The 22,519-nt window shown below is 63.3% G+C and carries 22 protein-coding genes; 7 read left to right on the top strand and 15 right to left on the bottom strand.

Annotated elements, in window-relative coordinates; translation table 11 throughout:
• Positions 1 to 151: 151 nt before the first annotated feature.
• A complete protein-coding gene (locus J2805_RS20330; protein ID WP_309979512.1) occupies positions 152 to 1,612 on the bottom strand; it encodes an amidase in 1,461 nt (486 codons plus the stop codon).
• A 15-nt stretch (positions 1,613 to 1,627) separates the two neighbouring features.
• The gene (locus tag J2805_RS20325; protein ID WP_309979509.1) at positions 1,628 to 2,980 is read right to left on the bottom strand and encodes an MFS transporter; all 1,353 of its coding nucleotides are present in this window, start codon (positions 2,978 to 2,980) and stop codon (positions 1,628 to 1,630) included.
• Between the two features lie 128 nt (positions 2,981 to 3,108).
• Here J2805_RS20325 and J2805_RS20320 point away from each other — a divergent pair, with 128 nt between their 5' ends.
• Positions 3,109 to 4,053, top strand: coding sequence for a LysR family transcriptional regulator (locus J2805_RS20320; protein ID WP_309979508.1), 945 nt, complete (start codon positions 3,109 to 3,111; stop codon positions 4,051 to 4,053).
• 1,103 nt (positions 4,054 to 5,156) lie between these two features.
• On the opposite strand, the gene J2805_RS20315 is transcribed toward J2805_RS20320, so the two are convergent.
• Genes J2805_RS20315 through J2805_RS20265 form a run of 11 tightly spaced genes read right to left on the bottom strand, consistent with a single transcriptional unit; the run spans position 5,157 to position 16,157 of the window.
• A complete protein-coding gene (locus J2805_RS20315) occupies positions 5,157 to 5,837 on the bottom strand; it encodes an SDR family oxidoreductase (RefSeq protein ID WP_309979506.1) in 681 nt (226 codons plus the stop codon).
• Positions 5,837 to 7,336, bottom strand: a complete 1,500-nt coding sequence (locus tag J2805_RS20310; protein WP_309979504.1) for an NAD-dependent succinate-semialdehyde dehydrogenase — start codon at positions 7,334 to 7,336, stop codon at positions 5,837 to 5,839. The genes J2805_RS20315 and J2805_RS20310 overlap by 1 nt, the downstream gene beginning before the upstream one ends.
• Positions 7,337 to 8,524 carry an iron-containing alcohol dehydrogenase family protein gene (locus J2805_RS20305; RefSeq protein ID WP_309979502.1) on the bottom strand — a complete coding sequence of 396 codons (1,188 nt, stop codon included), beginning with the start codon at positions 8,522 to 8,524 and terminating at the stop codon, positions 7,337 to 7,339.
• Between the two features lie 5 nt (positions 8,525 to 8,529).
• Positions 8,530 to 9,516, bottom strand: coding sequence for an NAD(P)-dependent oxidoreductase (locus J2805_RS20300; protein ID WP_309979501.1), 987 nt, complete (start codon positions 9,514 to 9,516; stop codon positions 8,530 to 8,532).
• A 21-nt stretch (positions 9,517 to 9,537) separates the two neighbouring features.
• Positions 9,538 to 11,055: an aldehyde dehydrogenase gene (locus tag J2805_RS20295; protein WP_309979500.1), complete on the bottom strand. Its 1,518-nt coding sequence runs from the start codon at positions 11,053 to 11,055 to the stop codon at positions 9,538 to 9,540.
• A 10-nt stretch (positions 11,056 to 11,065) separates the two neighbouring features.
• A complete protein-coding gene (locus tag J2805_RS20290; RefSeq protein WP_309979498.1) occupies positions 11,066 to 12,169 on the bottom strand; it encodes a mandelate racemase/muconate lactonizing enzyme family protein in 1,104 nt (367 codons plus the stop codon).
• Positions 12,170 to 12,174: 5 nt separating this feature from the next.
• Positions 12,175 to 12,684, bottom strand: a complete 510-nt coding sequence (gene fae, locus J2805_RS20285) for a formaldehyde-activating enzyme (RefSeq protein ID WP_309979496.1) — start codon at positions 12,682 to 12,684, stop codon at positions 12,175 to 12,177.
• Between the two features lie 2 nt (positions 12,685 to 12,686).
• Positions 12,687 to 13,622: a glycine betaine ABC transporter substrate-binding protein gene (locus J2805_RS20280; RefSeq protein ID WP_309979494.1), complete on the bottom strand. Its 936-nt coding sequence runs from the start codon at positions 13,620 to 13,622 to the stop codon at positions 12,687 to 12,689.
• A 27-nt stretch (positions 13,623 to 13,649) separates the two neighbouring features.
• Positions 13,650 to 14,435: an ABC transporter permease gene (locus tag J2805_RS20275; protein WP_309979492.1), complete on the bottom strand. Its 786-nt coding sequence runs from the start codon at positions 14,433 to 14,435 to the stop codon at positions 13,650 to 13,652.
• Positions 14,432 to 15,451: an ABC transporter ATP-binding protein gene (locus J2805_RS20270; protein ID WP_309979490.1), complete on the bottom strand. Its 1,020-nt coding sequence runs from the start codon at positions 15,449 to 15,451 to the stop codon at positions 14,432 to 14,434. The genes J2805_RS20275 and J2805_RS20270 overlap by 4 nt, the downstream gene beginning before the upstream one ends.
• The gene (locus J2805_RS20265) at positions 15,444 to 16,157 is read right to left on the bottom strand and encodes an ABC transporter permease (RefSeq protein ID WP_309979687.1); all 714 of its coding nucleotides are present in this window, start codon (positions 16,155 to 16,157) and stop codon (positions 15,444 to 15,446) included. Before J2805_RS20265 ends, J2805_RS20270 begins: the two co-directional genes overlap by 8 nt.
• A gap of 121 nt (positions 16,158 to 16,278) precedes the next feature.
• Here J2805_RS20265 and J2805_RS20260 point away from each other — a divergent pair, with 121 nt between their 5' ends.
• A complete protein-coding gene (locus J2805_RS20260; protein WP_309979488.1) occupies positions 16,279 to 17,163 on the top strand; it encodes an IclR family transcriptional regulator in 885 nt (294 codons plus the stop codon).
• A 424-nt stretch (positions 17,164 to 17,587) separates the two neighbouring features.
• On the opposite strand, the gene arr is transcribed toward J2805_RS20260, so the two are convergent.
• Both arr and J2805_RS20250 read right to left on the bottom strand, forming a co-directional pair.
• Positions 17,588 to 17,998 carry an NAD(+)--rifampin ADP-ribosyltransferase gene (gene arr, locus J2805_RS20255; protein ID WP_309979486.1) on the bottom strand — a complete coding sequence of 137 codons (411 nt, stop codon included), beginning with the start codon at positions 17,996 to 17,998 and terminating at the stop codon, positions 17,588 to 17,590.
• A gap of 472 nt (positions 17,999 to 18,470) precedes the next feature.
• Positions 18,471 to 18,737 (bottom strand): hypothetical protein, encoded by a 267-nt coding sequence (locus tag J2805_RS20250; RefSeq protein WP_309979485.1) that lies wholly within the window; start codon positions 18,735 to 18,737, stop codon positions 18,471 to 18,473.
• Positions 18,738 to 19,192: 455 nt separating this feature from the next.
• Between J2805_RS20250 and J2805_RS20245 the strand changes: the two genes are divergently transcribed.
• The 5 genes from J2805_RS20245 (at position 19,193) to J2805_RS20225 (ending at position 22,464) form a co-directional block, all read left to right on the top strand.
• Positions 19,193 to 19,492: a DUF4193 domain-containing protein gene (locus J2805_RS20245; RefSeq protein WP_309979483.1), complete on the top strand. Its 300-nt coding sequence runs from the start codon at positions 19,193 to 19,195 to the stop codon at positions 19,490 to 19,492.
• A gap of 211 nt (positions 19,493 to 19,703) precedes the next feature.
• A complete protein-coding gene (locus J2805_RS20240; protein ID WP_309979481.1) occupies positions 19,704 to 20,261 on the top strand; it encodes an NADPH-dependent FMN reductase in 558 nt (185 codons plus the stop codon).
• A 90-nt stretch (positions 20,262 to 20,351) separates the two neighbouring features.
• Positions 20,352 to 21,221, top strand: coding sequence for an SGNH/GDSL hydrolase family protein (locus tag J2805_RS20235; RefSeq protein WP_309979479.1), 870 nt, complete (start codon positions 20,352 to 20,354; stop codon positions 21,219 to 21,221).
• Between the two features lie 155 nt (positions 21,222 to 21,376).
• Positions 21,377 to 22,096 carry a GAF and ANTAR domain-containing protein gene (locus J2805_RS20230; RefSeq protein ID WP_309979477.1) on the top strand — a complete coding sequence of 240 codons (720 nt, stop codon included), beginning with the start codon at positions 21,377 to 21,379 and terminating at the stop codon, positions 22,094 to 22,096.
• 8 nt (positions 22,097 to 22,104) lie between these two features.
• Entirely contained in the window at positions 22,105 to 22,464 is a 360-nt protein-coding gene (locus J2805_RS20225) for a hypothetical protein (protein ID WP_309979475.1), read from the top strand.
• Positions 22,465 to 22,519 lie beyond the last annotated feature (55 nt).

Genomic DNA, 22,519 nt, shown 5'->3' with positions numbered 1-22,519 from the left:
AAACGGGGGCGAATTCGGTGTCCTCGGTGCCACCATGCGCGACTGTAAACTCAGCGCCCCGGTGCTGGCGACGGCCTGGATACCGAACATCCCCATCCCAAGCGTCAGGGGCATCGAGTTCATGACGGTGCTGAAGGGCCAGAACTGGGTGTCAGAATCCGTCCGGGCGCCCCAGTGGCTCGCTGATCGCCTCGATCGCCGCAGAGATCCTGAAGACCATGGCCTCGTCGAAGGGGTGTCCGACGACTTGGACGCTGGTGGGCACGCCCACGCCCGACAAGCCGGTGGGCAGCGCCATGACCGGGCAGCGGTTGGCCACGTTGAACGGCATCGTCATGTGGGCGGCCATGTAGTTCTCAAAGTGGCGCCCCTCGAGCGTGATGCCATCGGTGAAGTTTCCGTCCGCCGGGAGCATCTCCGCGCCCTGGGTCGGGGTCAGCAGCACGTCGTATCCTTCCATGATGCCCGCCAGCTCCTGTTGAATCACCGCGTCCTTGGCCAGTGAATCCACCAGGGTTCCACGCCCGGCAGCATCCGCGGCCTGCGCCACGAACAGCTGCGCATATCCGGATAGCTCTTCCGGATCTCCCCCGACCTGCTGGAGCAGTGCCCTGCCCATGATGGCACCGAAGTGCGAGAAGATCGCGTCAAGGACCTGTTCCACGCTCCATTGTGGCTCGACCAAGTCGACGTGGACGCCTGCAGACATCAGCCGCGCGACAAGCGCCTCGGTGTTCGCGCGGATGCTTGCGGCAACGGGGAACCCTCCGAGTGTGGGGCTGTAGGCGATGCGCACGCCGCGGATCGACTCTACATTCCCGGCCAGGATATGACTGAGGTAGTCGGATCCGTGGTCGCCCCAGGATGCATGGTCAGAGGCATGGCGCCCGGCCATCACCGATTGCAGCAGGGCCACGTCGGCGACGCTGCGTGCCATCGGCCCATCGCTGCGATACCAGTCGGCGCTCAACGGCGCCGCCCCGGGAACGCGGCCATAGGGGGCCTTGTAGCCGACCAGTCCGTTGAATCCCGCCGGAATGCGGGTGGAGCCTCCGATATCGCTGGCCGTGGCCAGCGTGCTCATGCCGGCGGCAAGTGCCGCACCCGCACCGCCAGAGGAGCCACCGGGACCGGCTTGGAGGTTCCACGGGGTTCGTGTCACACCCCACTGCTTGGAATGGGTGACAGAAGCGCAGGAGAATTCCGGGGTGGTGGTTCGTGCGTGGAGCACGACTCCTGCGTCCAGCACGCGCTGGACGATGGCCTGGTTGGCTGTGGGTACCTGTGCCCGCTCGGTGCCCAGTCCTTGGGTGACAGGGAGCCCTGTGATCGCGTGCTTCTCCTTGGTCACCAGTGGCACGCCGAGCAGCGGAGGTAACTGTCCGCCGCGGGCGTAGGCCTCGTCGGCCGCGAGGGCCGAGTTCATGGACGTTTCCCGCATCTCCTGTGTGAGTGCATTGACCCCCAGCGCGGTGGCCGGGTTGGTGCGGTCAATCTGCGCGAAGTGGTCCGTGAGGACCTCGCTGGGCTTGTATTCACGGCGCCGGTATCCATCCAACAGGTCACTGGCGGTTGCGAAACATACGGTCGTATCGGTGCTTGGGGTGGTCATGAGGAAGATTTCCGTTCACTGATTGATGAGAGTTGGTACTGCCGCGTCGCGGTTTCTGAGCAGCGGGTGGGTTTCGGGGACCCCGCCGAAGCGGACCACCAGGAAGACGATTGCGGCGTAGATGGCCAGGTACACGCCGGGCGATATCAGTGAACCGGTGGTCTCAACCAGCCAGGTGCCGATGATCGGGGCGGTGCCGCCGAGAAGCGCATAGCCGACGTTGTAGCTCACTGCCGCGGAGGTGAATCTGGTTTTGGTCTGGAAGATTTCCACGAAGATCGTGGCGCTGCCGGAGCTAAAGATGATTAGCGGCAGGATGTATACCACCTGACCGAGCAGAGCCGCCCAGACGTTGCCGCTGGTGATCAGGAGGAACGCGGGAATGACCAGGACGGCCATGCCCAATGAGCCGAACAGCAGCATCGGCCGCCGTCCGACCTTGTCGCTGATCAGACCGGCTAGCGGGGTGGATAACGCCAAGATGGCCATGATCACCGCGTTCAGCCCCAGCGAAGCCCCGCGGCTCAGTCCACCGGCGGTCTGGAGGAAGGAGACGAAGTAGCCGGCCAGGTAGTAGAAGGACAGTGCCGTCATACCGCACACCAGCGCTACTTGCACCATGCGTCCCCCATTGGTACGGAAGGCCTCGCGGATGGGGCTGTACTCCTTGGCTTCGGCGGACCGGAGCACCTGCTGGAACTCCGGTGATTCCTCGGTGCGGCTGCGGATCCAGAATCCGAACACCGACAATGGCAGGGCCAGCAGGAACGGGACGCGCCAGGCCCACTGTTCATATCCCTCCGGACCGAAGACGATGTTCAGCCACAGGATCAGGCCGCTGGCGAAGACGCCGGGCAGCGCCGTCGCCGCAATGGTGATGCAGAGCCATAGTCCGCGCCGCTCCAGCGGCGCATGCTCCAGCACGAAGGCCGGCGCCCCAACGGATTCGCCGCCGGCAGAGAATCCCTGGACGAGCCGACACAGGACCAACAGGACTGGAGCGGCGAGCCCGATGGCGGAGTAGGAGGGCATGAGGCCGATGCCGACTGTCGCCAGGCCGATGCCCATCAGGGTGATGAACAGGACGGGCCTCCGGCCGATGCGGTCGCCCAGCGCCCCGAAGAACAGGCCGCCGAGAGGACGGATCAGGAAGGCAACGCCGAAGGTGGCGAAGGTGGCCAGCAGTCCGGTGAATGTCGATCCCGAGGGGAAAAAATGCGTCGCCAGAATCAGGGCGGTTAGCCCGTACAGGCTGAAATCGTAGAACTCGATGAACTGGCCGACCGCGCCGCCAGCCAGGACCCGCTTCTGCATCGAACCGGCCCGGCCGGCCCGGGGATCGGCATATCGGGAGGGTGATTGACCCACTAAAGCCTCCAAAGTATCTCAGTATCTTGCTGTGATGACGCTCACAGCTTGCCCTGATATTGGACGTGCGTCGAATCAATGCTTTCTCGCGCTAGCATAGTCAAAATCAATACAAGGAGATCGGGGCCGTGATCGACGACGCAACCCTCGTCCAACTGGAGTACTTCCGCACAGTGGTCCGACTTGGAAGTGTGACGCGCGCGGCAGAAGCCCTCAGCGTCACCCAGCCCACTCTGTCGACGGCAATCGCTCGTCTTGAGCGGCAGTACCGCATCCAACTTCTCACCCGGATCCCCCGCAAGGGCGTCGAACCGACGCTTGCGGGTAGCCGTCTCCTGGCGGCACTGGAACCACTGCTGGATTCGGTCGGGCGCTTGGGATCCATCGCAAGAGGTACGGATGATCCACTGCAGGGTGAGCTGAGCGTGGGAATCTATGCTCCGCTGGCCCCGTTCTACTCATCGACGATCTTGTTGGAGGCTGCCCGCCTCATGCCCGGTGTCGTACTCACGCTGATAGAGGGCGATCTGGACGCGCTTCCGGAGGCGCTGCATCGAAGGCAGCTTGACGTGGCATTGATGTATGCCGATGAGCTCACAGAGGAGTATGGGGCAACACCGCTCCGCGCCATCGCACCCCACGTCGTCGTCTCCGAGGACCACCGGCTGGTTCGTGCGGGCCGAACCTCGGTATCACTACACGAACTGGCTGATGAGCCAGCGGCATTCCTCTCGATTCCCCATTCCTTCAGCCGCTATATGAGCTTCTTCCGCACATTGAACATCACACCGCGCATCAAATACACCTCGCCAAGTTACGAGGTGATTCGCTCCTATGTCGCTTCCGGGCTCGGATATTCACTGCTGCACCACCAGCATCTGACACACCAGACACACTGTGGTCGAAGTTTGGTCCCGCTGCGGATCGAGGAGGACGTCCCTGCCTCGCTGCTGTGCGCGGTGACCCCCGCCCGGGATCAACCGCCGGCACGAACGGTGCGCCTGATCGAGGTTCTCGGCAGGGTGGTGGAACAGTACGCCGCGGCCAGTCTGCTGGATGCCGGGAGGAGCTAGGCCGGCACCTCGCCCTTAAGCAGCACCAGCTCCACCCGCCCGAACACCGGCGTTGCTGAACAATGCCACCTGGCCGGAGTCGGCCTCGGCGTCCATGATGAGGATCAACGACAGCGGAATCCTGACCAGGCCAGGAAGGGCCGCTTGCCGAGCTGCTGAAGTCCGCGAGGACGGTAGACGGCGTCGCCACGGCGTGCCAGTGAATTCCTTGGGCCTGGCTTGGGAGTGATCCGCCTCGCACAGCCCATCATCGGCAACGCCTGATGCTACAGGGCGATGCCGACCACCCCTGCAGACCCAGAACAGGGATCCCGTCAGCTGTTCCGGCAACTCATTGGAGTCCACCGAATATCCGTCGGCAGGCTGACGAAAGGTCTTTATCGGCTTTAAAGTACTGGAGCAGAAGTAGCTGCGGGAACTCCCGTCCCATGACGAATTCGGTGTTTCCGCCATGAAAGTTCTTCGGGCCCGGCCATGAATTTGCCAGCGGATGGATTGCGGTCGTAGGTTTCCTGCATCTAATGCACGAATCCACGTTGCAGGGGTCGTTTTGGCCCATTGCCGCATGCACCCATCATCGATGTACGCCCCACCCAGTACAGCCTTGCAGTCGGCGTCCGGCATGGCATTCTGTGGGTCGCGATCCCGACGAGCCGGCTGACTGCAGAGCCGCCCGATGGAGTGCTGGGGAAGCTGGACAACACCTACTGGGCTGAGGTCTCACACCTCACACCAGCTTCAAGCAAATGATCCCAGTCACCGCTAGTACGTCTATTGCTGTCTGTCTCTTGCGGCTTGCCAGGCGGGAAAATGCCCAGGCCAGCTACTCCCGGCTCATGAACATCCGTGCATGCCAGTTTAGTCGACGAGTAGAAGTGGAGAACCTGTTTTCGCATCTCTCATAGGCAGCGGAAGTGCCTGTGGCGAGACGAAATCGTAGAGATTCGTGTCGCAGGCTAACAGGAGGCGGATGGGTCGACGAGGCTGCGGCGGACGACAGGAAAGCATGGGTAAGCAGCGGCCAAGGTGATTTCCGGGATACCAGCCCGTCGCCACGAACTGTCCGCCTCGCCGCCAACCTACTCTGTAACAGTGATTTACACCTAGAAGGCCTGCCCTGTTGCCCGGACCATGACTTCTGAAACGTCGACGCCGGGTGGCTGGGTCAGCGCCCACAACATCGTCCCTGCCACAGCCTCAGGCGGAATGAAGGCATCCGGTGCTTCCTTCCACAGGGGCGTGTCAACATGTCCGGGTGCGATATGCAGTACGCGTACCCCGGTCCCCACCAGTTGCTGCCGGAGTGACTCCGCGTAGCCCGTCACGGCCCATTTGGTGGCAGTGTACAGATTCCCGGGGTAAACCTTCCTACCTGCTGTGCTGCCGATTAGTACCATGTGGCCCCGGTTCTCCAGGAGTTGCGGCAGTGCGGCCTTGGCCAGGATCGCGGGGCCGTAAACGTTGGTGAGCACCATGTCACGCCAACGATTCGGGTCGCCGTCGGCAAGGTCGCCAGACGATGAGAACCCGGCGTTGGCCACGGCAACATCGATCCCGCCAAGGAACTCCTGCGCTGCGGATACGGCATCCCGGGTCTGCTCCCAGTGGCCGGCATCCGCCACGATGCCACCAACAAGCCCAAGTCCGGAGAACGATTCCAGGAGCGCCGACAACTTGCCGGGGTCACGGCCGGTGGTGAAGACAGAATGACCGGCCCGCAGGGACTCCCGGACCAGGGCGGCACCGATCCCGCTGGTGCCGCCCGTGACAAGTAAACGAAGCATCAGGAGGGGTCCGCGATGCCGATGTAGCGGGTTTCCAGGAATTCCTCGATGCCTTCGGTGCCGCCTTCGCGCCCGAGACCGGATTGCTTCACACCGCCGAACGGCGCCGCTGGGTTGGACACGATGCCAGTGTTGAGGCCGAACATGCCCACATCCACTTTTTCGGACAGACGGATACCGCGGTTGAGGTCGCGCGTGTAGGCGTAGGCCACCAGACCGTACTCGGTGTCATTTGCCAGCGCGATCGCCTCTGCTTCGGTCCGGAAACTGACCACAGGAGCCACAGGGCCAAAGACCTCCTCATGAAGGATCCGCGCGGCGGCCGGCACATTAGTAAGGACGGTGGGCGGGTAGAAGTGGCCGCCGCCGCCCGTCGGCGCACCACCGGTAAGCGCCGTGGCTCCCCCGGCGACGGCGTCGCGGACCAGTTCGTCGACCTTGGCCAGGCTCTTGGCGTCGATCAGGGGCCCGATGTTGGTGCCCGTCTCTGAACCGCGGCCCAGCTTGAGGCCGCCCATCCGGTCCGCGAGGCGCTGGCTGAACTCCCGAACCAGTGACTCGTGGACGATGAACCGGTTGGCGGCTGTGCAGGCCTCCCCCATGTTCCGGAGCTTGGCCACCATGGCGCCGTCAATTGCGGCATCCAAGTCCGCATCCTCGAAGACCAGGAACGGCGCGTTGCCGCCAAGTTCCATGGACGTCCGGAGCACTTGATGCGCAGAGTCCGCAATGAGCTGCTGTCCCACGCCGGTTGATCCGGTGAATGAGAGTTTGCGCAGGCGGCTGTCCCGGATGAGCGGTCCGGTGACGTCGCCCGGGCGGGTGGTGGGAATGACGTTCAGGACGCCCGCCGGAAGACCTGCTTCCTCCAGGACTTGGGTGAACAGCAAGGCCGTCAACGGGGTGAGGTTGGCCGGTTTGAGGACCATGGTGCAGCCGGCGGCGATGGCAGGGGCGATCTTCCGGGTAGCCATCGCCAACGGGAAGTTCCACGGCGTGATGAACAGACACGGGCCCACGGGTCGCTTGGTCACGAGGAGTCGGGACTTACCGTCCGGCGCCGTGGAGTAGCGGCCCGAAACCCGCACTGCTTCCTCGGAGAACCAGCGCAGGAACTCGGCACCGTATGCCACTTCCCCACGGGATTCGGCCAGCGGCTTGCCCATCTCGAGAGTCATGACCAGGGCGAAGTCCTCGGCCCGGGCCGTGACCAGCTCGAAGGCCCGCCGCAGGATTTCGCCACGCTCGCGAGGCGGGGTTGCCGCCCAGGACTCCTGGACCCGGGCAGCCGCTGCCAACGCGCGGTCGCCGTCAGCGGGAGACGCGTCAGCGATCCTGGTCAGGACGACGCCAGTCGAGGGGTCCTCCACAGCCGATGTCCCGCCGTTTGACGCAGTTGTCCACTGGCCGTCGACGTAAAGCTGCGTGGGCAAGGACTCAACAAACGCGCGCTCGGCGCCTGTCAGAGCAGCAGTATCAAAAGTCAGGGTGTTTTCCACTTAGAGCGCTTTCTCGAGAATCGTGCGGATTTCGACGGCGCTGGGCGGCACCGGCGTGTTGTTAATGACCGGATCCGCCAGCGTGTCCTCCACCAGGGAGTCGAGGTCGGCTTCAGTCACGCCAAAGTCGGTAAGCCGCGCGGTCATGCCTACTTCCCGCGCCAGGGCTGCAACAGCCTCGACGGCGGCATCCGCGTTCTCCTCGACTGTCGCCGCGGTGTCTCCCACACCGAGTGCAAAGGCGAGCCGGGCGCTCCGGTCCAGCCGGTTACGGAGGTTGAGGTGAAGGACGTCCTCGATTACCAGGCACAGCGCCAGGCCGTGCGGGATGTTGAAGCGGCCGCCGAGTGGGTGGGCTATGGCGTGAACCAGGCCCAGGCCGGTGTGGGAGAAGCCAACGCCCGCAATGTGCGAGGCCAGGAGAAGCTGTGAGCGGGCCTCGATGTCGGAGCCGTCGGCCACTGCGCGGGGCAGGAACTCGGCAACCATGGACACGACTTGGAGGGCAATGCCGTCGGAGTACGGGTTCTGCCGGATGGATGAGTAGGACTCGATGGCGTGCGTGAGCGCGTCCATGCCGGTGGCCGCGGTGGCTTTCGGCGGGAGTCCGAGGGTCAGTTCGGGGTCCAGCACGGCTGCCTTGGGCAGTGCCGATTCGTGGCCCACATAGAACTTCCGGTGTGCGTCAACGTCCGTGACCACACCGAAGGCGTTCACCTCGGCACCGGTGCCAGCGGTAGTGGGCACCGCAACAATCGGCAGGGCTGTGTTCTCGAAGTGGTTACTGTAGTCCAGCCCCGCTCCCCTGGCCGGATTCACGGCACCCAGCGAGATTCCCTTTGCTGCGTCCATGGACGATCCCCCACCAACAGGGACCAGGACATCCACTCCGGAATCCGCGGCCTGGTCCGAGCCGGCGTCGACGCACGTGGTGGTGGGGTTGGGCGTGACCCCGTCGAACACGCTGACGGCGAGCCCGGCTGCTTCCAAGGACGCCTGCACGGCCGCAACAACGTTCGTGGTGGCAAGGAACGGGTCCGTGACAATCAGGGCTGACTTCGCGCCAAGGGCAGCAACAATTCCACCAACCTCGGTCACCTTCCCACGCCCGAAGTAGGCGGTGGGTTTGGGGTCCAACGTCAGCTCCGTGGAGGCCAGTTCGGCGTGGATCTGCATACTTGTCTGCATGATGTTCAAGCTCCTTCTGCGGCGATGCCGGCGGCCGGCAGGGGCGTCCGCAACTGCACGCCGATAGCGTCTTCATAAAGTTTCACGGGGGTCATCTCCCCGGCCTTGTCGCCGTAAAGCGCTTTTGCCCGGCGGTACAGCTGCTCCACCAGGCCGGACAACTCCATGGGGACACCCACGGAGCGGGCCAGGTCCACGGACAAACCGAGGTCCTTGCACGCCAGGGCAATCGCGAAGCCTTCGTCGTAGTCGCCGTGGTTGAGTATGGACAGGACGTCGTTCTCCACAAAGTTGGAATTCGCCGGGCTGGCGATGAGCGCCTGACGAAGTACTTCCAGGTCCACGCCCGCCTTCACGCCGGTGCTGAGGACCTCGGCGGTGGCCACCAGGTGCGAGAACCACAACTGGTTGATCATGAGCTTCACCGCGTAGCCGGCACCGTGGCCACCTACGTGCAGGATCCGTTCCGGATCGCCCATCGCTTCGAACACGGGACGAAGACGTTCGACGTCCGCCGCCTCGCCTCCGATGAAGATCTGCAGCATGCCGTTCGCGGCGCCTACGGACATGCCGCTGACGGGTGCATCCAGGACGCGTATGCCGCGGACCGAGCCCGCTTCGCGTACCCTGTTGGCCACCTCCGGAACCGAGGTGGACATGTCCACCCAGATGCCGCCGTCGGGCAGTCCGGCAAGGATGCCGCCTGGTCCCAGGGCGACCGTCTCCACGTGCTTGGGCGTAGGAAGCATGGTGATGACGACGTCGGAGCCGGCGGCGACTGCCGCTGCGTCCTCCGCCCATTCTGCGCCGTTGGCGAGGAACTCAGCGGCTGATTCCTTGCGGACGTCGTTGACGATCAGCTGGAAGCCGGCGGCCTGGAGGTTGCGCGTCATACCCGAGCCCATGTTGCCAAGGCCGATGAAACCGATGCGGGCGATGCCAGGCTCCAGCGAAGCGGTCCCGGACGGTGCGGCGTGCGTTGTTGTTGTCATGGCGTGAGAATCCTTGATTTGTCAGTCATCCAGGGCAGCTTCGCCCAGGTTGATCCATGTGGTTTTAAGGGCGGAGTAGGCATCCAGGGCATGCAGGGAACGGTCCCTGCCGAACCCGGACTCCTTGAAGCCACCAAAGGGCGTAATGATGTCCGCGACATCGAAGGTGTTCACCCACACCGTTCCGGCCCGCAGCTCACGTGCGGCGGTGTGCGCCTTGGTGATGTCCTGCGTCCACACGCTGGCGGCCAGTCCGTACTTGGTGTCGTTCGCCATCCGGATACCCTCGGCCGCGCCACGGAAGGTGCTCACTGCAAGCACGGGGCCGAAGATCTCCTCCTGGCCAATCCGTCCAGAGTTGTTGACCCGGTCCAGGACCGTGGGTTCCAGGTAGTAGCCATCTTCGACGCCGGCAGGGTGGACTTGGGTGCCGCCGCTGGCCACTGCGATGCCCTCTTCTTCTGCGACGGCGTAATAGCCCAGGATGCTCTCAAGCTGCCGGTCATCGATGATCGCACCGATCTGGGTGGCAGGATCCAGCGGGTCGCCGAGCTGCAGCGACCGCCCCACCTTGATGACCTCTTCGACCAACTCGTCGTGGACACGCTCGTCCACCAGCAAGCGTGAGCCGCCATGGCAGGTCTGCCCGGCGTTGTAGAAGATCCCCCACGCCACGGCCGATGCGCACGAGGCGATGTCTCCGACGTCGTGAAGAACCACCTGCGGCGACTTCCCGCCCAACTCCAGCGCCACCTGCTTGCCATTCGATTCGGAGGCATAGCGCTGGAAGTACCGCCCAACTTCGGGTGAGCCCGTGAAAGTGATCTTGTCCACGAGGTCATGCCTGCCCAAGGCGGCGCCCGCAACGTGACCGAGGCCGGGGACGACGTTGAACACGCCGTCCGGCACGCCTGCCTCGGTGGCGAGTTCGGCCAGGCGCAACGCGCTCAGGCTGGTCTGCTCCGAAGGCTTGAGGACCACCGAGTTCCCGGCCGCGAGGGCCGGAGCCACCTTCCAGGCCGTGATGATCAGCGGGTAGTTCCAGGGAACAACGGCGCCGATCACGCCCAGTGGTTCCCTGGAAATGACCGCAAGGGCGTTGCGCGGGGTTGGCGCAACGTCGTCGTAAACCTTGTCCAAGGCCTCCGCGTACCAGCGGAAAGTCCGCGCGCAACTGGGCACATCGACGGCGATCGCGTCGCTGATGGGGTGGCCGGCATCGGTGGACTCCAGCAAGGCTAATTCCTCAAGGCTTTCCAGGATGAGGTCGGAGAGCCGTGTCAGGACGGCTTGCCGGTGGCGGCGGTCCGTCCGGGACCATACCCCCGACTCAAAGGCCCGGTGCGCTGCCTGGACGGCGTCGTCCACGTCCTGATCCCCGGCTGCCGCTACGTGAGCCGTGACGGAACCGTCCCTCGGCGAGACAGTGGGGAATGTTTCGCCGCTGCGTGCTGCGCGGAAACCGCCGTCGATATACAGTCCCGTGGCTGGCTGTTGGGCCGCCGCCCGCTGAATCCAGTCGTTTCTTGTTGTTGCCATGGCGGGTTCCTTAGACCGAGTACTTCTTGACGGCGTCGTAGTCGATGACGGCGCCCAGGCCCGGCAGGTCGGGCACGCGGAGCGCACCGTCGTTGTCGATGTCCAGCGGCTCCATGAAGAAGTCGCGGCGCTCCGGGGTCCAGCCCGGCGGGTCATAGGGGAATTCCAAGTATGGCCCCGCATCAACGCCTGCGGCCACGTGCAGATTGGCCAGCAAGCCCAAGCCGTTGCTCCACGTATGCGGGGTGAAGAAGCGGTGCTTCAGGTTTGCCGTTTCGGCGACTTGGCGGGCGCGGTACATGCCCACCGCCAAGGCCACGTCGGGCTGGTAGATGTCGTATGCATCCGCTTCGATGAGTGCCATCATTTCCGGCATGCTGCGGACCATCTCCCCGCCCGAGACCTGGATCCCGGTCTGCTCGCGGACACGCTGCGCGCCCTTGATGTCAGACTGCGGTAGTGGCTCCTCGAGCCACCGGACATCCAGTTCAGCCAACTGACTCGCCAGGCGGTGGACTTTGGCGAGTTCCAGGGCCGGTTCGATGTCGCCGCTCATGCGCCACATCTGGTTGAGGTCCACCATCAGGTCAAAGTCCTTGCCCACGGCTTCCCTGGCAGCACGGACGGACTCCACGCCGGTATCAAGGTGGTCTCGGGAGATACGGATCTTCATGGCTTTGAAGCCGCGCTCCTTCGCCGCGAGTGCCGACTCGGCCCGGGCCGCGGGTGCCTTCAATTCGCCGGAGGACGCATAGGCCACCAGGCGGTCCTGGGCTCCGCCGAAGAGTGTCGCTACCGGGAGTCCGGCTACTTTGCCGATGATGTCCCACAGCGCGGCTTCGAGGGGCCAGTAGCGTCCGCCATGGAAGTTGATGGTTTCGATCCTGCGGACCTGGTTGAGGATGGCCAGCGGATCGGTTCCGATGAACAGGTGCTCATAGGCTTCGAAGCCGTCCATCGTGTCGCCGGAGCCTACACCGGTGATGCCTTCGTCAGTTTCCACCTCCACCAATGTTGCCGGGAAGGACGTGCGGGGTTCAGGATCCCAGGCTGCGTTGAACGGCGGGTCCAACGGCAGGACCATGCGGGTCAGCCGGATTGCGGTGATCTTCATTGCTGTCAGCCTCGCGGGGTGAAGAAGGGATTGGACGGGGAGTTGCGTGCCTCGATCACGGCCGCCGTGGACGGGAGATTCTTGACCCCGTTCTCCAAAGCAGTCCGGACCGACTCACGGTTATTGCGGTAGACGGCGTCGTCGTCGTCCGCGTTGGGGTTCACCCACACCGCGGCGATCAGCGCGTGCGAATCGGCCTGGTCATCGGTGAGAATGCCATCGGCGACAGCATCGGCGACACCCGCGGCGATTCCGGCCTGCGCGGCACCCCAGATGAGGTTGCCGTGCCGGTCGCTGGCGGGGGCCGCTTTGGTGACGAAGAGGGTCAGCGGTTTGACCGGGAGTGAGGGGCGGAGGACGGTGACGAACGGAACGTGGCCGGCGCTGGGCGTGGCCAATGCAGTTGCCCAGGCGGTTCCGGCAGGACCACTCCTGTGTCCGAGGACAGTGTTGACGTGCGCTGCGTTGACGCCGTCTCCAATGAAGGACTCGCCGATTTGGAGCTGTTCAGTCATTTTCAGATCAGTCCTTCGGATTCGAGCCATTCCTTGGCAATGTCTTCCGGGTCTTCGCCGTCAACGTCAGCTTTGGCGTTCAGTTGCTGCATGACCTCGGTGCTGAGCTTCGGCGAGACCTTTGCCATGATGTCCGCGATGGCCGGGTACTTGGCGAGGATGTCGGCCTTGATGGTGAGGGCACCTTGGTAGATGGGGAAGAAGTTCTTGTCGTCTTCCATGACCTGAAGCTTCAGAGCGGGGATGCGGCCGTCCGTTTCGAAGACTTCGCCGAAGTTGCAGTCCTGGCCTTTCTGGGTGGCGGTGTAGATGACGCCTGTGTCCAGCATGGAAACCTTGGCGTCCGGGCTCAGACCGTACTCTTTGCGCAGTCCGGGCAAGCCGTCATCACGGGTTGAGAATTCACTTTCCACACAGAATGTCTGCTCGCTGGCAGGAAGTTTGGCCACGTCCGAGAGGCTCTTGATGCCGAGTTCCTTGGCCTTGTCCTCACGGATGGCGAACGCGTACGTGTTGTTCAGGGGTGCAGGGTCCAGCCAGGCAATGCCCTTCTTGGCATCAGCGTCCTTGACGGCTTTGAACATCTCCGTCTTGTCCTTGATGGGGGTGGTCTGCTTGTTGTAGGTGATCCAGGACGTCCCGGTGTACTCCCAGTAGCCGGCGAACTGGCCGGTCTCGAAAGCCGTGCGGACGTTGGCGGAGCCCACAACGCTGGTGTTGGTGGTGGTGTCCGCGCCGTGGGCGTTCAGGACCTGGCTGGCGATGTGGGACAGGATGAACTGTTCAGAGAAGTCCTTGGCACCGAATACGCCGGTGAGGCCTTCGAGCTCGTTGCTTCCCGCTCCGCTTGAACTGGAGGACGCCGAGCCACCGCAGGCGGTGAGGCTGAGGGCCACGGACACGCCGGTGGCCAGGAGAGTCATTGCAGGTTTCTTCATGATGTTGTCCTTCGGGGAGTAGGAAAGTCAGATGCCTTTTGGCTTGAGCAGGTCTTCAGCGAGGCCTGCCAGCCAGTCGATGGTCAGGGCGATGCAGGAGACGACGACGGCTCCTGTGATGAGGACGGGCCACCGCTGGAGCTTGAGGCCGTTGACGATCATGTCGCCCAGGCCGCCGGCGTTGATGAACGTGGCAACGGTGGCGACGCCGACGCAGAAGACCAGCGCGGTCCGTAGTCCGGCAATAATCACCGGGACGGCCAGGGGCAGTTCGATCCGGGCCAGCACTTCCAGCGGACGCATGCCCATACCTCTGGCAGCTTCCGTGAGGCTGGCATCCACCTGTTGGAGTCCCACCAAGGTGTTCCGGAGAACAGGTAGGACCGAGTAAGCCACCAGGCCAACCAGTGCCACTTCAAAGCCTGTCTTCCACACGATGGCGAGAAGGATCACCAGGCCAATGGCGGGAGTTGCCTGCCCTATGTTGGCAATACCGAACACCACGGCATGGACAGCCTTGGAATGCACGCGGCTCAGTGCAATGCCGGCCGGGATGGCAATCAGGGACACAATCGCGGATGCCGTGACCGTCAGCAGGAGGTGTTCCTTGGTCCGGTCGGCAAGGTAGTCCCAGTTGAGGGTGCGCAGCTCGATCGAATCGAGAGTGAGCGAGGAGATCCAGAGGAACAGGGCCAGCAGCGCAGCGACGATGATCAGCGGCGTTCCAAACCGCTTGAAGGAGAAGTACTTGCCGTTGCGGTTGGAGGCCGTGCTGAAGGATGTGGCCAGCTCCCCCGTTGCCTGTGCAGTCATGGCCGTACTCCCCCGGCAAGGGCTGGCGGGAGGATTTCGGCGCCAAGGACCGCCGAGATTCGTTCGATGTCGATGGTTCCCACGGACCTGCCGCTCTGATCCAGGACTTCGACAGGAAGGCCGCCGGACAGCACCAAGGCATCCAGGGCGTCCCGCAGGGAGTCGTCCACGCCAACGGTCATGGCGGTTTCTCCCGCAGCCGGTCCCAACGTCGCGTGGCCTACGGGGATGAGTCCCAGCCGTTTGAGGGCAGCGCCGTGTCCGACGAACTGGGAGACGTATTCGTTGGCGGGGTTGGCAAGGATGTTGGCGGGAGTGTCGAACTGCTCAATTTGCGAACGCTCGGAGAGCACGGCGATCCGGTCGCCAAGGCGAACAGCTTCATCGAAGTCATGGGTGACGAACACGATGGTCTTGCTCAGTTTCTCCTGAAGGCGCAGGAATTCGCTTTGCAGCTTCTCCCGGGTGATGGGGTCCGTGGCTCCGAACGGCTCGTCCATGAGCATGACCGGCGGATCGGCCGCCAAGGCCCGCGCAACACCAACGCGCTGCTGTTGCCCGCCGGACAGTTGGCGCGGGTAGCGGGAGGCGAACGTCTTGGGGTCAAGCTCAACGACGGCCAGGAGCTCTTCGACGCGGTCCCGCGTGCGCTTCTTGTCCCAGCCTAGGAGCTTGGGCACAACCGAGATGTTCTCTTCGATGGTCATGTGCGGGAACAGGCCGATCTGTTGGATGACGTAGCCGATCCGGCGGCGAAGCTCGTTGGGGTTGAGCGACAGGACATCCTCACCGTCAATGGTGATCGAGCCCGAGCTCGGTTCGATAATCCGGTTGATCATCTTCATGGTGGTGGTCTTCCCACAGCCGGACGGACCAACGAACATGATCAGCTCGCCTGGGGCGATATCCATGGAGAAGGATTCGACGGCGGGAATCACTTGGCCGGAGTACGTCTTGGTGACGTCTTTGAGAACGATCCGTGCGCCTGCGGCCGGACGGGTTGTTGTTTCAGACACGAAGTCCCCTTGAGGTAGTGAGGCGGCGGATGAGCACGAACGCGCCATCCAGCAGCAGGGCAAGGACAATGACACCGACGGTTCCGACGACGGCGAAGTTCAGGGCATTCTTGGACCCCAGGCTCGAGAGGCCCTTGAAGATCATTTCGCCCAGCCCGGGACCACCCACGTAGGCAGCGATCGCTGCGATGCCCATGGACAGCTGGGCCGAAACGCGGACGCCGGTGAGCACTACCGGCCAGGCCATAGGCAACTGGACCCGGAACAGCGTCTTCACGGTGCCCATCCCCATGCCAAGTGCGGATTCGGACACGGCCGGCGGTACCTCGCGCAGTCCCACCACAGTGTTGCGGATGATGGGAAGCAATGCATAGAAGGCCAGACCCACAACGGTGGGAGCCCAACCGAGTCCCAGCACGGGGATAAGGAGTGCCAGGAGCGCCATGGACGGGATGGTCAGGCCCACACCGGCCCCGGCGATGGCCATCGAACGGCTGACGGGCCTGTTCCACACAAGGACACCGACCCCCACACCGATGACTGTTGCTATGAGCAGGGAAACCAAGACAACCACCAGGTGCTGGGCGGCGGATTCGGCTATGTCTGCCGATCTTTTGACGAGGAACTGTCCAAGATCGGACAGGAAGGTGTCGTTCAACGTGATCCTCCTTTTCACTTCATTGGGGGTAAGGATCGGCGCCCACATCTCCGTGAGCAATGACACAACCGTAGAAGACAAGTTCCCTTTTGCGCAATGCATGTTGTTGAAATGTCAACGCCCCCTCCGTTAGTATCGGAGCGAGACCGGAACAACCAAGGAGCCAGCCGTGAACGGAACACCCACCCCCAGGCGCAATTCCTCCGGCCTGCGCAGGGATTTGGAACTGCTCGAGATCCTGGGCTCCCCGGAGGCCGTGGCCGGAGGCGGGCTCGGAGTAAGCAAGGTTGCGGAGATTACCGGGCGAGACAAAGCCCAAGTTTCCCGCACACTTGCCACACTGGCGGAAGCGGGCTTGGTCAGTCGGGATCCGGAGAGCCTGCACTACACCCTTGGGCACAGCCTCTACGCCTTGGCCGCCCGGACCGCCGAAGCACGGATGGTCAGCGCTTCGGCGCAATACCTCAAACGGGTGTCGGCGGCGACACACGAAACCACACACCTTTGCGTGCTGCGCGGCGGCACCGTACTGACCCTCAAGAGCGAAATGTCCAACCACACATACCGGGCCCTGGGCTGGGAAGGGGTCAGTGTTGACGCTTGGAGCACGTCGGCCGGCAGGGTGCTCGTCAGTGATTGGGATGACCCGGCCTTGAAGGATTGGTATGACACACATGCCGCCGAAGCCAAGGCCGGAGTTCGGCCTGATCGCCAGGACCTCTCGCCACTTGCCCTTCAAGCGGGCCAAAGCCCGTCAACCGGAGACCTCGCATCCAAGATTCAGTCGTTCGAAGACCTCCGCGCGGAGGTCGCCCTCATCCGGCAGCAGGGCTATGCGGTAGTCGACGAAGAATTCGAACTCGGCGTCGTGGGCGTCTCAGCACCGGTCTACGACTTCAAGCAACGCGTGGTGGCAGCATTCAATGTCAGCGCACCCAAGCAGCGTTTCGGACGGCACCTGGACCAGGCCGGATTGCTGGCCGCAAAGGTAGCCAGGGACTTCTCTATGGCTCTTGGGGCTTTCTCCGGCGCCCGTAGCTTGGACCGCAATTAGCTGCCAGATGCGACCGAACAACCGAACATATGTGAACACTGCCACAAGTGGGATGGAAGCAACCTGACCGGTTGAGCTCGATCGAGCCAACCAGGCTGTGCGGTCTGCGGGTCCTTGCGGGCGCGGAAGCCTTGCACCCCCATCCTCATATCCGAATTTACGTCCCTTTATGCTTGGGCAATGATTTGAAGTACACCCCAAGCTGACGTCAGGATTGGGCACAAGCAGCGTCAGATTCGAGTCCGGGCACCATTCCCTGACACCGAATGGGCCAACGCTTAAACCAAACCTGACACCTAAGAGGTCTCGAAAAACACGTGGCACCAGGAGGCCTTGAACACAGTCCCCAAGCATGAAAGAGCAAGGAAGAATCAGCAGATTCGGAGGATCCCAACCCTTTACGGGCCGCGCCGGACCAACGACGTCAATTAATTATTTCGCCTCGCTCATCCGCAAGGAGTGCGGTCAGACGATCTTTCCACGCCTGGAGTTCCTCGGGCGCCAGTCGCGTCCAGCCGGTAATTTCCCCGACGATCCTTAGCGGGGCGTTGCTGCGATAGGACCGCGTGGGATTACCAGGGAACTTCTTGTCTGTCACGTTCGGGTCGTTCTCGAATATCCCGGTCGGCTCGACGGTGTAAACCCGCGGTGCACCGTCACCCGCCGCCAGTTCCGCAGCGAGTCCCGCACCATTCTGAAGAGCGGTGAAATAGATGTGGTTCATCACGACTTCGGGCCGGTAGTTCGACCTGAAGCCCGCTCTCAGGAGATCACCCACCCGGAGGTTGGCTTTCGTGCCGTGAAAGAACGGGCCCTCGTCCAGCGGTTGGTTCACGTGTACAGCGTAACCCGACGTCCCGTTACTTCGATCGAGACCCCATTCATGTATATCGGCTTCCAAATTGGGAATTCCCAACGCAGGGCTCGCGAAAGCGGCGCTGATACGAGTTCCGCAGCCTCTTCTACCCATCCTCCTTTGGAGGCCGATAGCCGTGATTACGCCGGCCTACAGCTCACAAGGGGCTGGGAGTGCTCCTCAATTGGCGATGCTCCGGTCAAATAGCGGTTGACCGGAGCTTCGGTTCATTATGCCCAGTCGAACCTTCGGTTTCGCTGGGAAAGCGGAGTCACTGCGAGGAAGCCCAATGGTCGCTGGAGCGGTGCGCACCTACCGCCCACTCCCCGATCGGTCCTAGGAAAATTTCCAGGGTCAGCTGCCAGTACTGCTATAGCTGTTCCCGCCGATTTCCCGCTTGTCTGCCTTCTGGAAGCACTAACTAAGAAGTGGGGGCGACGGATATGGGTGGTTAGTGCACGAAGGCCGGAACGAAGGAGTCGTTGAAAGGTTCGAACCAGTCTTTGATTTCCCTGGGGGCGAGCCCGAGCTGCATGTTCAGTTCGGCGTCGCCTTCGAAGCCGTCCATGGCGTTCTGGTAGAGCATTTCGCTGTCGGTGTCTTCGAGCATGCGTTCTTCCAGCCGGCCACGCCAGCCTTCCGCCAGATCAAGGCCGTACAGGTTTTGGATGACTTCCACTTGGTCCAGAAGGCACCGGACCGCCAGTTCCTGGGTCACGCAGGACGGATGGGTCCAGCCGCGGACCAGCACTTGTTCACAGGTCCCTGGTGCCGCCGGGCCCTGCCAGTGGACATGCTGTGCGGAACCGGCGCCGGGGCTGATTTCTCCTCCCCTGAGTGTCGGCGCTGCACCCTACGATGAATCACACCGGTTGAAGGAACAGGTGGTCTCAGGTGAACGAACAAGGCAGTGGCAAGGCGACCCGGATCCCTGAGTGTCAGCTACCTGTTTCCTCCAGGACCCTCCTACTCAACAGGATCTAATGGTCTTACCCCCGGCGAGCCCCCGGGGCGTGGGTTCCGTCGCGTGGCGCGCACGTCGCGGTGGCGCGCGCGTCCCGTTCGCCCGGTCTCTGTTCCATGATTATCGTCCGCGGGAATATTGATGTTTCCTTCTGGGTTCTATCGTGGTTCGGGAATTTTTGGTCCATGAATACTTGAAGGAGAATCAGGGTGTCCATCGACTACGACGCGCCCCGAACGGCGCAAGAGGACGACGTCAGGGAGCCGCTCGATGAGCTGAAACCCGAAAAGGGCGCTTCAGGTGCCGCTGTCATTGATCTGGACGAGGCCGATCTCGCCGACACTTTTGAACTGCCCGGCGCGGACCTTTCCAACGAGGAACTGCTGGTCCGGATCGTGCCTGTCCAGTCGTTCGAATTCACCTGCATGTCCTGCTTCCTTGTCCACCACCGCAGCCAGTTGGCTTTGGAGAAAGACGGACGGAAGTACTGCACCGAATGTCAAGGCTGACTCTTTCGACCGCAATGCCTGCGGTGCGAAGGGCTCTCCGGTCAGGCGGCCGGGCGTGCACCTGCCTAAGCGCACCGCATCCGGGTTGACCCGTCAGCTGAGTTTGGAGGCCACCCAGCTTGCGCAGTGGATCGGCCGCGCGGCGCGGACCATGCCATGCCGTGCGCGTAGGTGGGCCCAAAAGGGCTGATACCGAAAGGGAGTGGTTCACGTGGTGAAGATCGCCGTGGTGGTTGGCAGCACCAGGCCGGGCCGCCGCAGCAAGCAGGTGGCGGACTGGGTACTGACCAGAGCAACATCCCGAGGCGGTGCAGACTTCGAGCTGCTGGACCTCGCCGACTTCAACCTGCCGCTGCTGGATGAGCCACTGCCTCCCTCCATCGGGGACTACCAGCATGAGCACACCAGAATCTGGGCTGAGACGATCTCCCGGTTCGACGGCTTTATCTTTGTCACCGCTGAATACAACCACTCCGTCCCGGGGGCCTTGAAGAACGCCTTGGACTTCCTCTACGCCGAGTGGAACAACAAGGCCGCCGGCTTCATCTCCTACGGAAGCGCCGGCGGCGTTCGCGCCGTCGAAAACCTGCGCCTGATCGCCGGGGAGCTCCAGATTGCCGACGTCCGCGCCCAGGTCGCACTCCCCTTTGCCACTGACTTCGAGAACGCCACCACTTTCACCCCCAGTCAGGCCGCTGAGGAGGCGATGGAACCGCTCCTGGAACAGCTCATCTCCTGGTCCACAGCACTGAAAACTGTCCGTAGCTGAAAGTTGCCGCCCGCCGCGGATCCGTCAGACCTATCCTGTCCCGGCTCGGCCCGCATGGCGCCCGCCGTGTCCTGGGGGCAGTATGAGGGAATGAACGCCCCCGACGCCGACCGACCGCAGGGTGGTTCCGTTGACTCCCGGCCCCGCCTGCATCCGTGGAGCCGCTATGTGGCCCTGGGGGACTCGTTCACCGAAGGTGTCGGGGATCCGGAACCGCGCAGCCCGGGGGGTCTGCGGGGCTGGGCGGACCGGGTCGCCGAAGAGTTGAGTGTCGGGCATGAGGATTTCGCGTACGCCAACCTGGCTGTCCGCGGACTGCTGCTCCGGCAGATCCTGGATGAGCAGGTGGGTCCGGCTTTGGCCCTGCAACCGGACCTGATCACGCTCAACGCCGGGGGCAATGACCTCATTTTCCGCAGAAGTGACCCCGACAAACTCGCCGTCCGGATGGACGCCGGCGTGGAACTGCTGGCCTCCACAGGGGCGACGGTGGTTCTGTTCACCGGCCCGGACTGGGGCGCGACACCGGTCCTGGGGCAGGTCCGCGGGAGGGTGGCCATCTTCAACGAGAACCTGCGCACCATCGCTGCCCGCCATGATGCTGTGATCGCCGACCTCTGGGCGCTGCGTCAGCTGACGAACCCGCTGATGTGGGACCCTGACCGGCTGCACTTCTCCCCGCTGGGCCAGCACACCATTGCCATGATGGTCCTGGACACCCTCAACGTCCCCCACACCCTGCAGCCGATGACACCCAAGGAACTGCCCGAGCGCAGCTGGCGCGAAGCCAGAGCAGATGACCTTATCTGGGCACGCGAACACCTGGTCCCCTGGGTCCTGCAGCGGATCAAACAACGGATCTCCGAAGAAGAACGGCACGCCAAAAGACCCGATCCCGGCCCCGTGTTCGGCGCCCGGATGCCGCCCGGGACGTTCATCGGAAACACGCCCCACACATAACCTCTCAGCAACCGGAGGGCCCACGCCCGCATCCGCGGAACGGGGACACCATGCTGTGAGGGTTTATGCTGAAGATGGCGCATGGTTTTGTGCGCGGTGGCTTTCCCCGCACCGTCCGAGGCTGGTCCGCCCGGATGCTGACCGGAGGAATGCTCATGGAACAGAACCTTCCGCTTGATGAACTCTCCACTGCCGTTGGCCGTGTCAAGGGCCTTCTCCTCACCGAAGAGAAGGTCGATCGTGCCGTGCAAATCCTGGCCCGTGCCATTAAGGACGCAATTCCGGGCACAGTCGGGGCCGGGGTATCGCTCATGGATGCCCGTGGCCGGAGGACGAGCACAGGGTTCACCGACCGTGTCGTCCAACGAGCCGATGCCCTCCAATACGAGCTCGGGCAAGGCCCGTGCCTGACAGCCTGGGCAGCCGAAGAAACCGTACTCATCGAGGACGTCCGGACTGACCCGCGCTGGCCGCAGTGGAGCGCGGCCGTCTCCTCCCTGCCCGTCCGCTCCGTCGTCAGCGCCGCGCTCGTGACCGGGAAGGAATGCATCGGGGCGTTGAAAATCTACGCGGCCCTGCCCTCCGCCTACGATGCCGACACGGAACGGCTGCTGGAGCTGTTTGCCGCTCCCGCGGCCACCCTCCTTTCCCATATCCAAACCAGGGAAGCCCCGCAGCGCATCAGCGAAGGCCTGCAAACCGCGCTGCACCGCCGCGGTACCATCAACCGGGCCTGCGGAATCCTGATGGAACGCCACGGTCTCGGCCACGAGGCGGCCCTGCAGCACCTGATGCAGCAGGCACGCGAGAGGGACAGCACCCTGTTCCAGGTCAGCGCCGTACTCACCGCCGGAACGCCGGCCAACCGGAACTAGGCAGAACGATGGGCTTCGATCCCACCGAACCGAAACAACGCCGTCAGTTGCGGGCGGAACTGCAAGCGGTGGATATCACCGTCGGGAAACTGTGGCTGAACTACTTCAGCATCGGCGGCGCGGTCGGCGAATACGAAGTCGAAGCCTACCTCCAGGGCCTGTTATCCCTTCCCAGGATGCAGCGGGATCTGCTGGCCATGGCCGCCAACGAACTTATCGACTCCGTGCCCCGGCTTCGGGCACCCTACGCAGATGACCTGACCGAATCCCCCGACGCCCGCCACTATGAAGAGAAACAGGACACATCCGACCCCCGGCCCGCCGAGGGAGTCGACGACCACCGCCCCGGCGAGCAGGAACCAGGCTAAGCTGCCCAGCGGCCAACCTCGGGCCGTGGCAAAGAAGCGAGGGTAGCCTTAAAAT

The organism is Arthrobacter oryzae, assembly GCF_031454875.1.
Classification (GTDB): Bacteria; Actinomycetota; Actinomycetes; order Actinomycetales; family Micrococcaceae; genus Arthrobacter; species Arthrobacter oryzae_D.
This window is presented reverse-complemented; position numbering and strand designations above follow the sequence as displayed.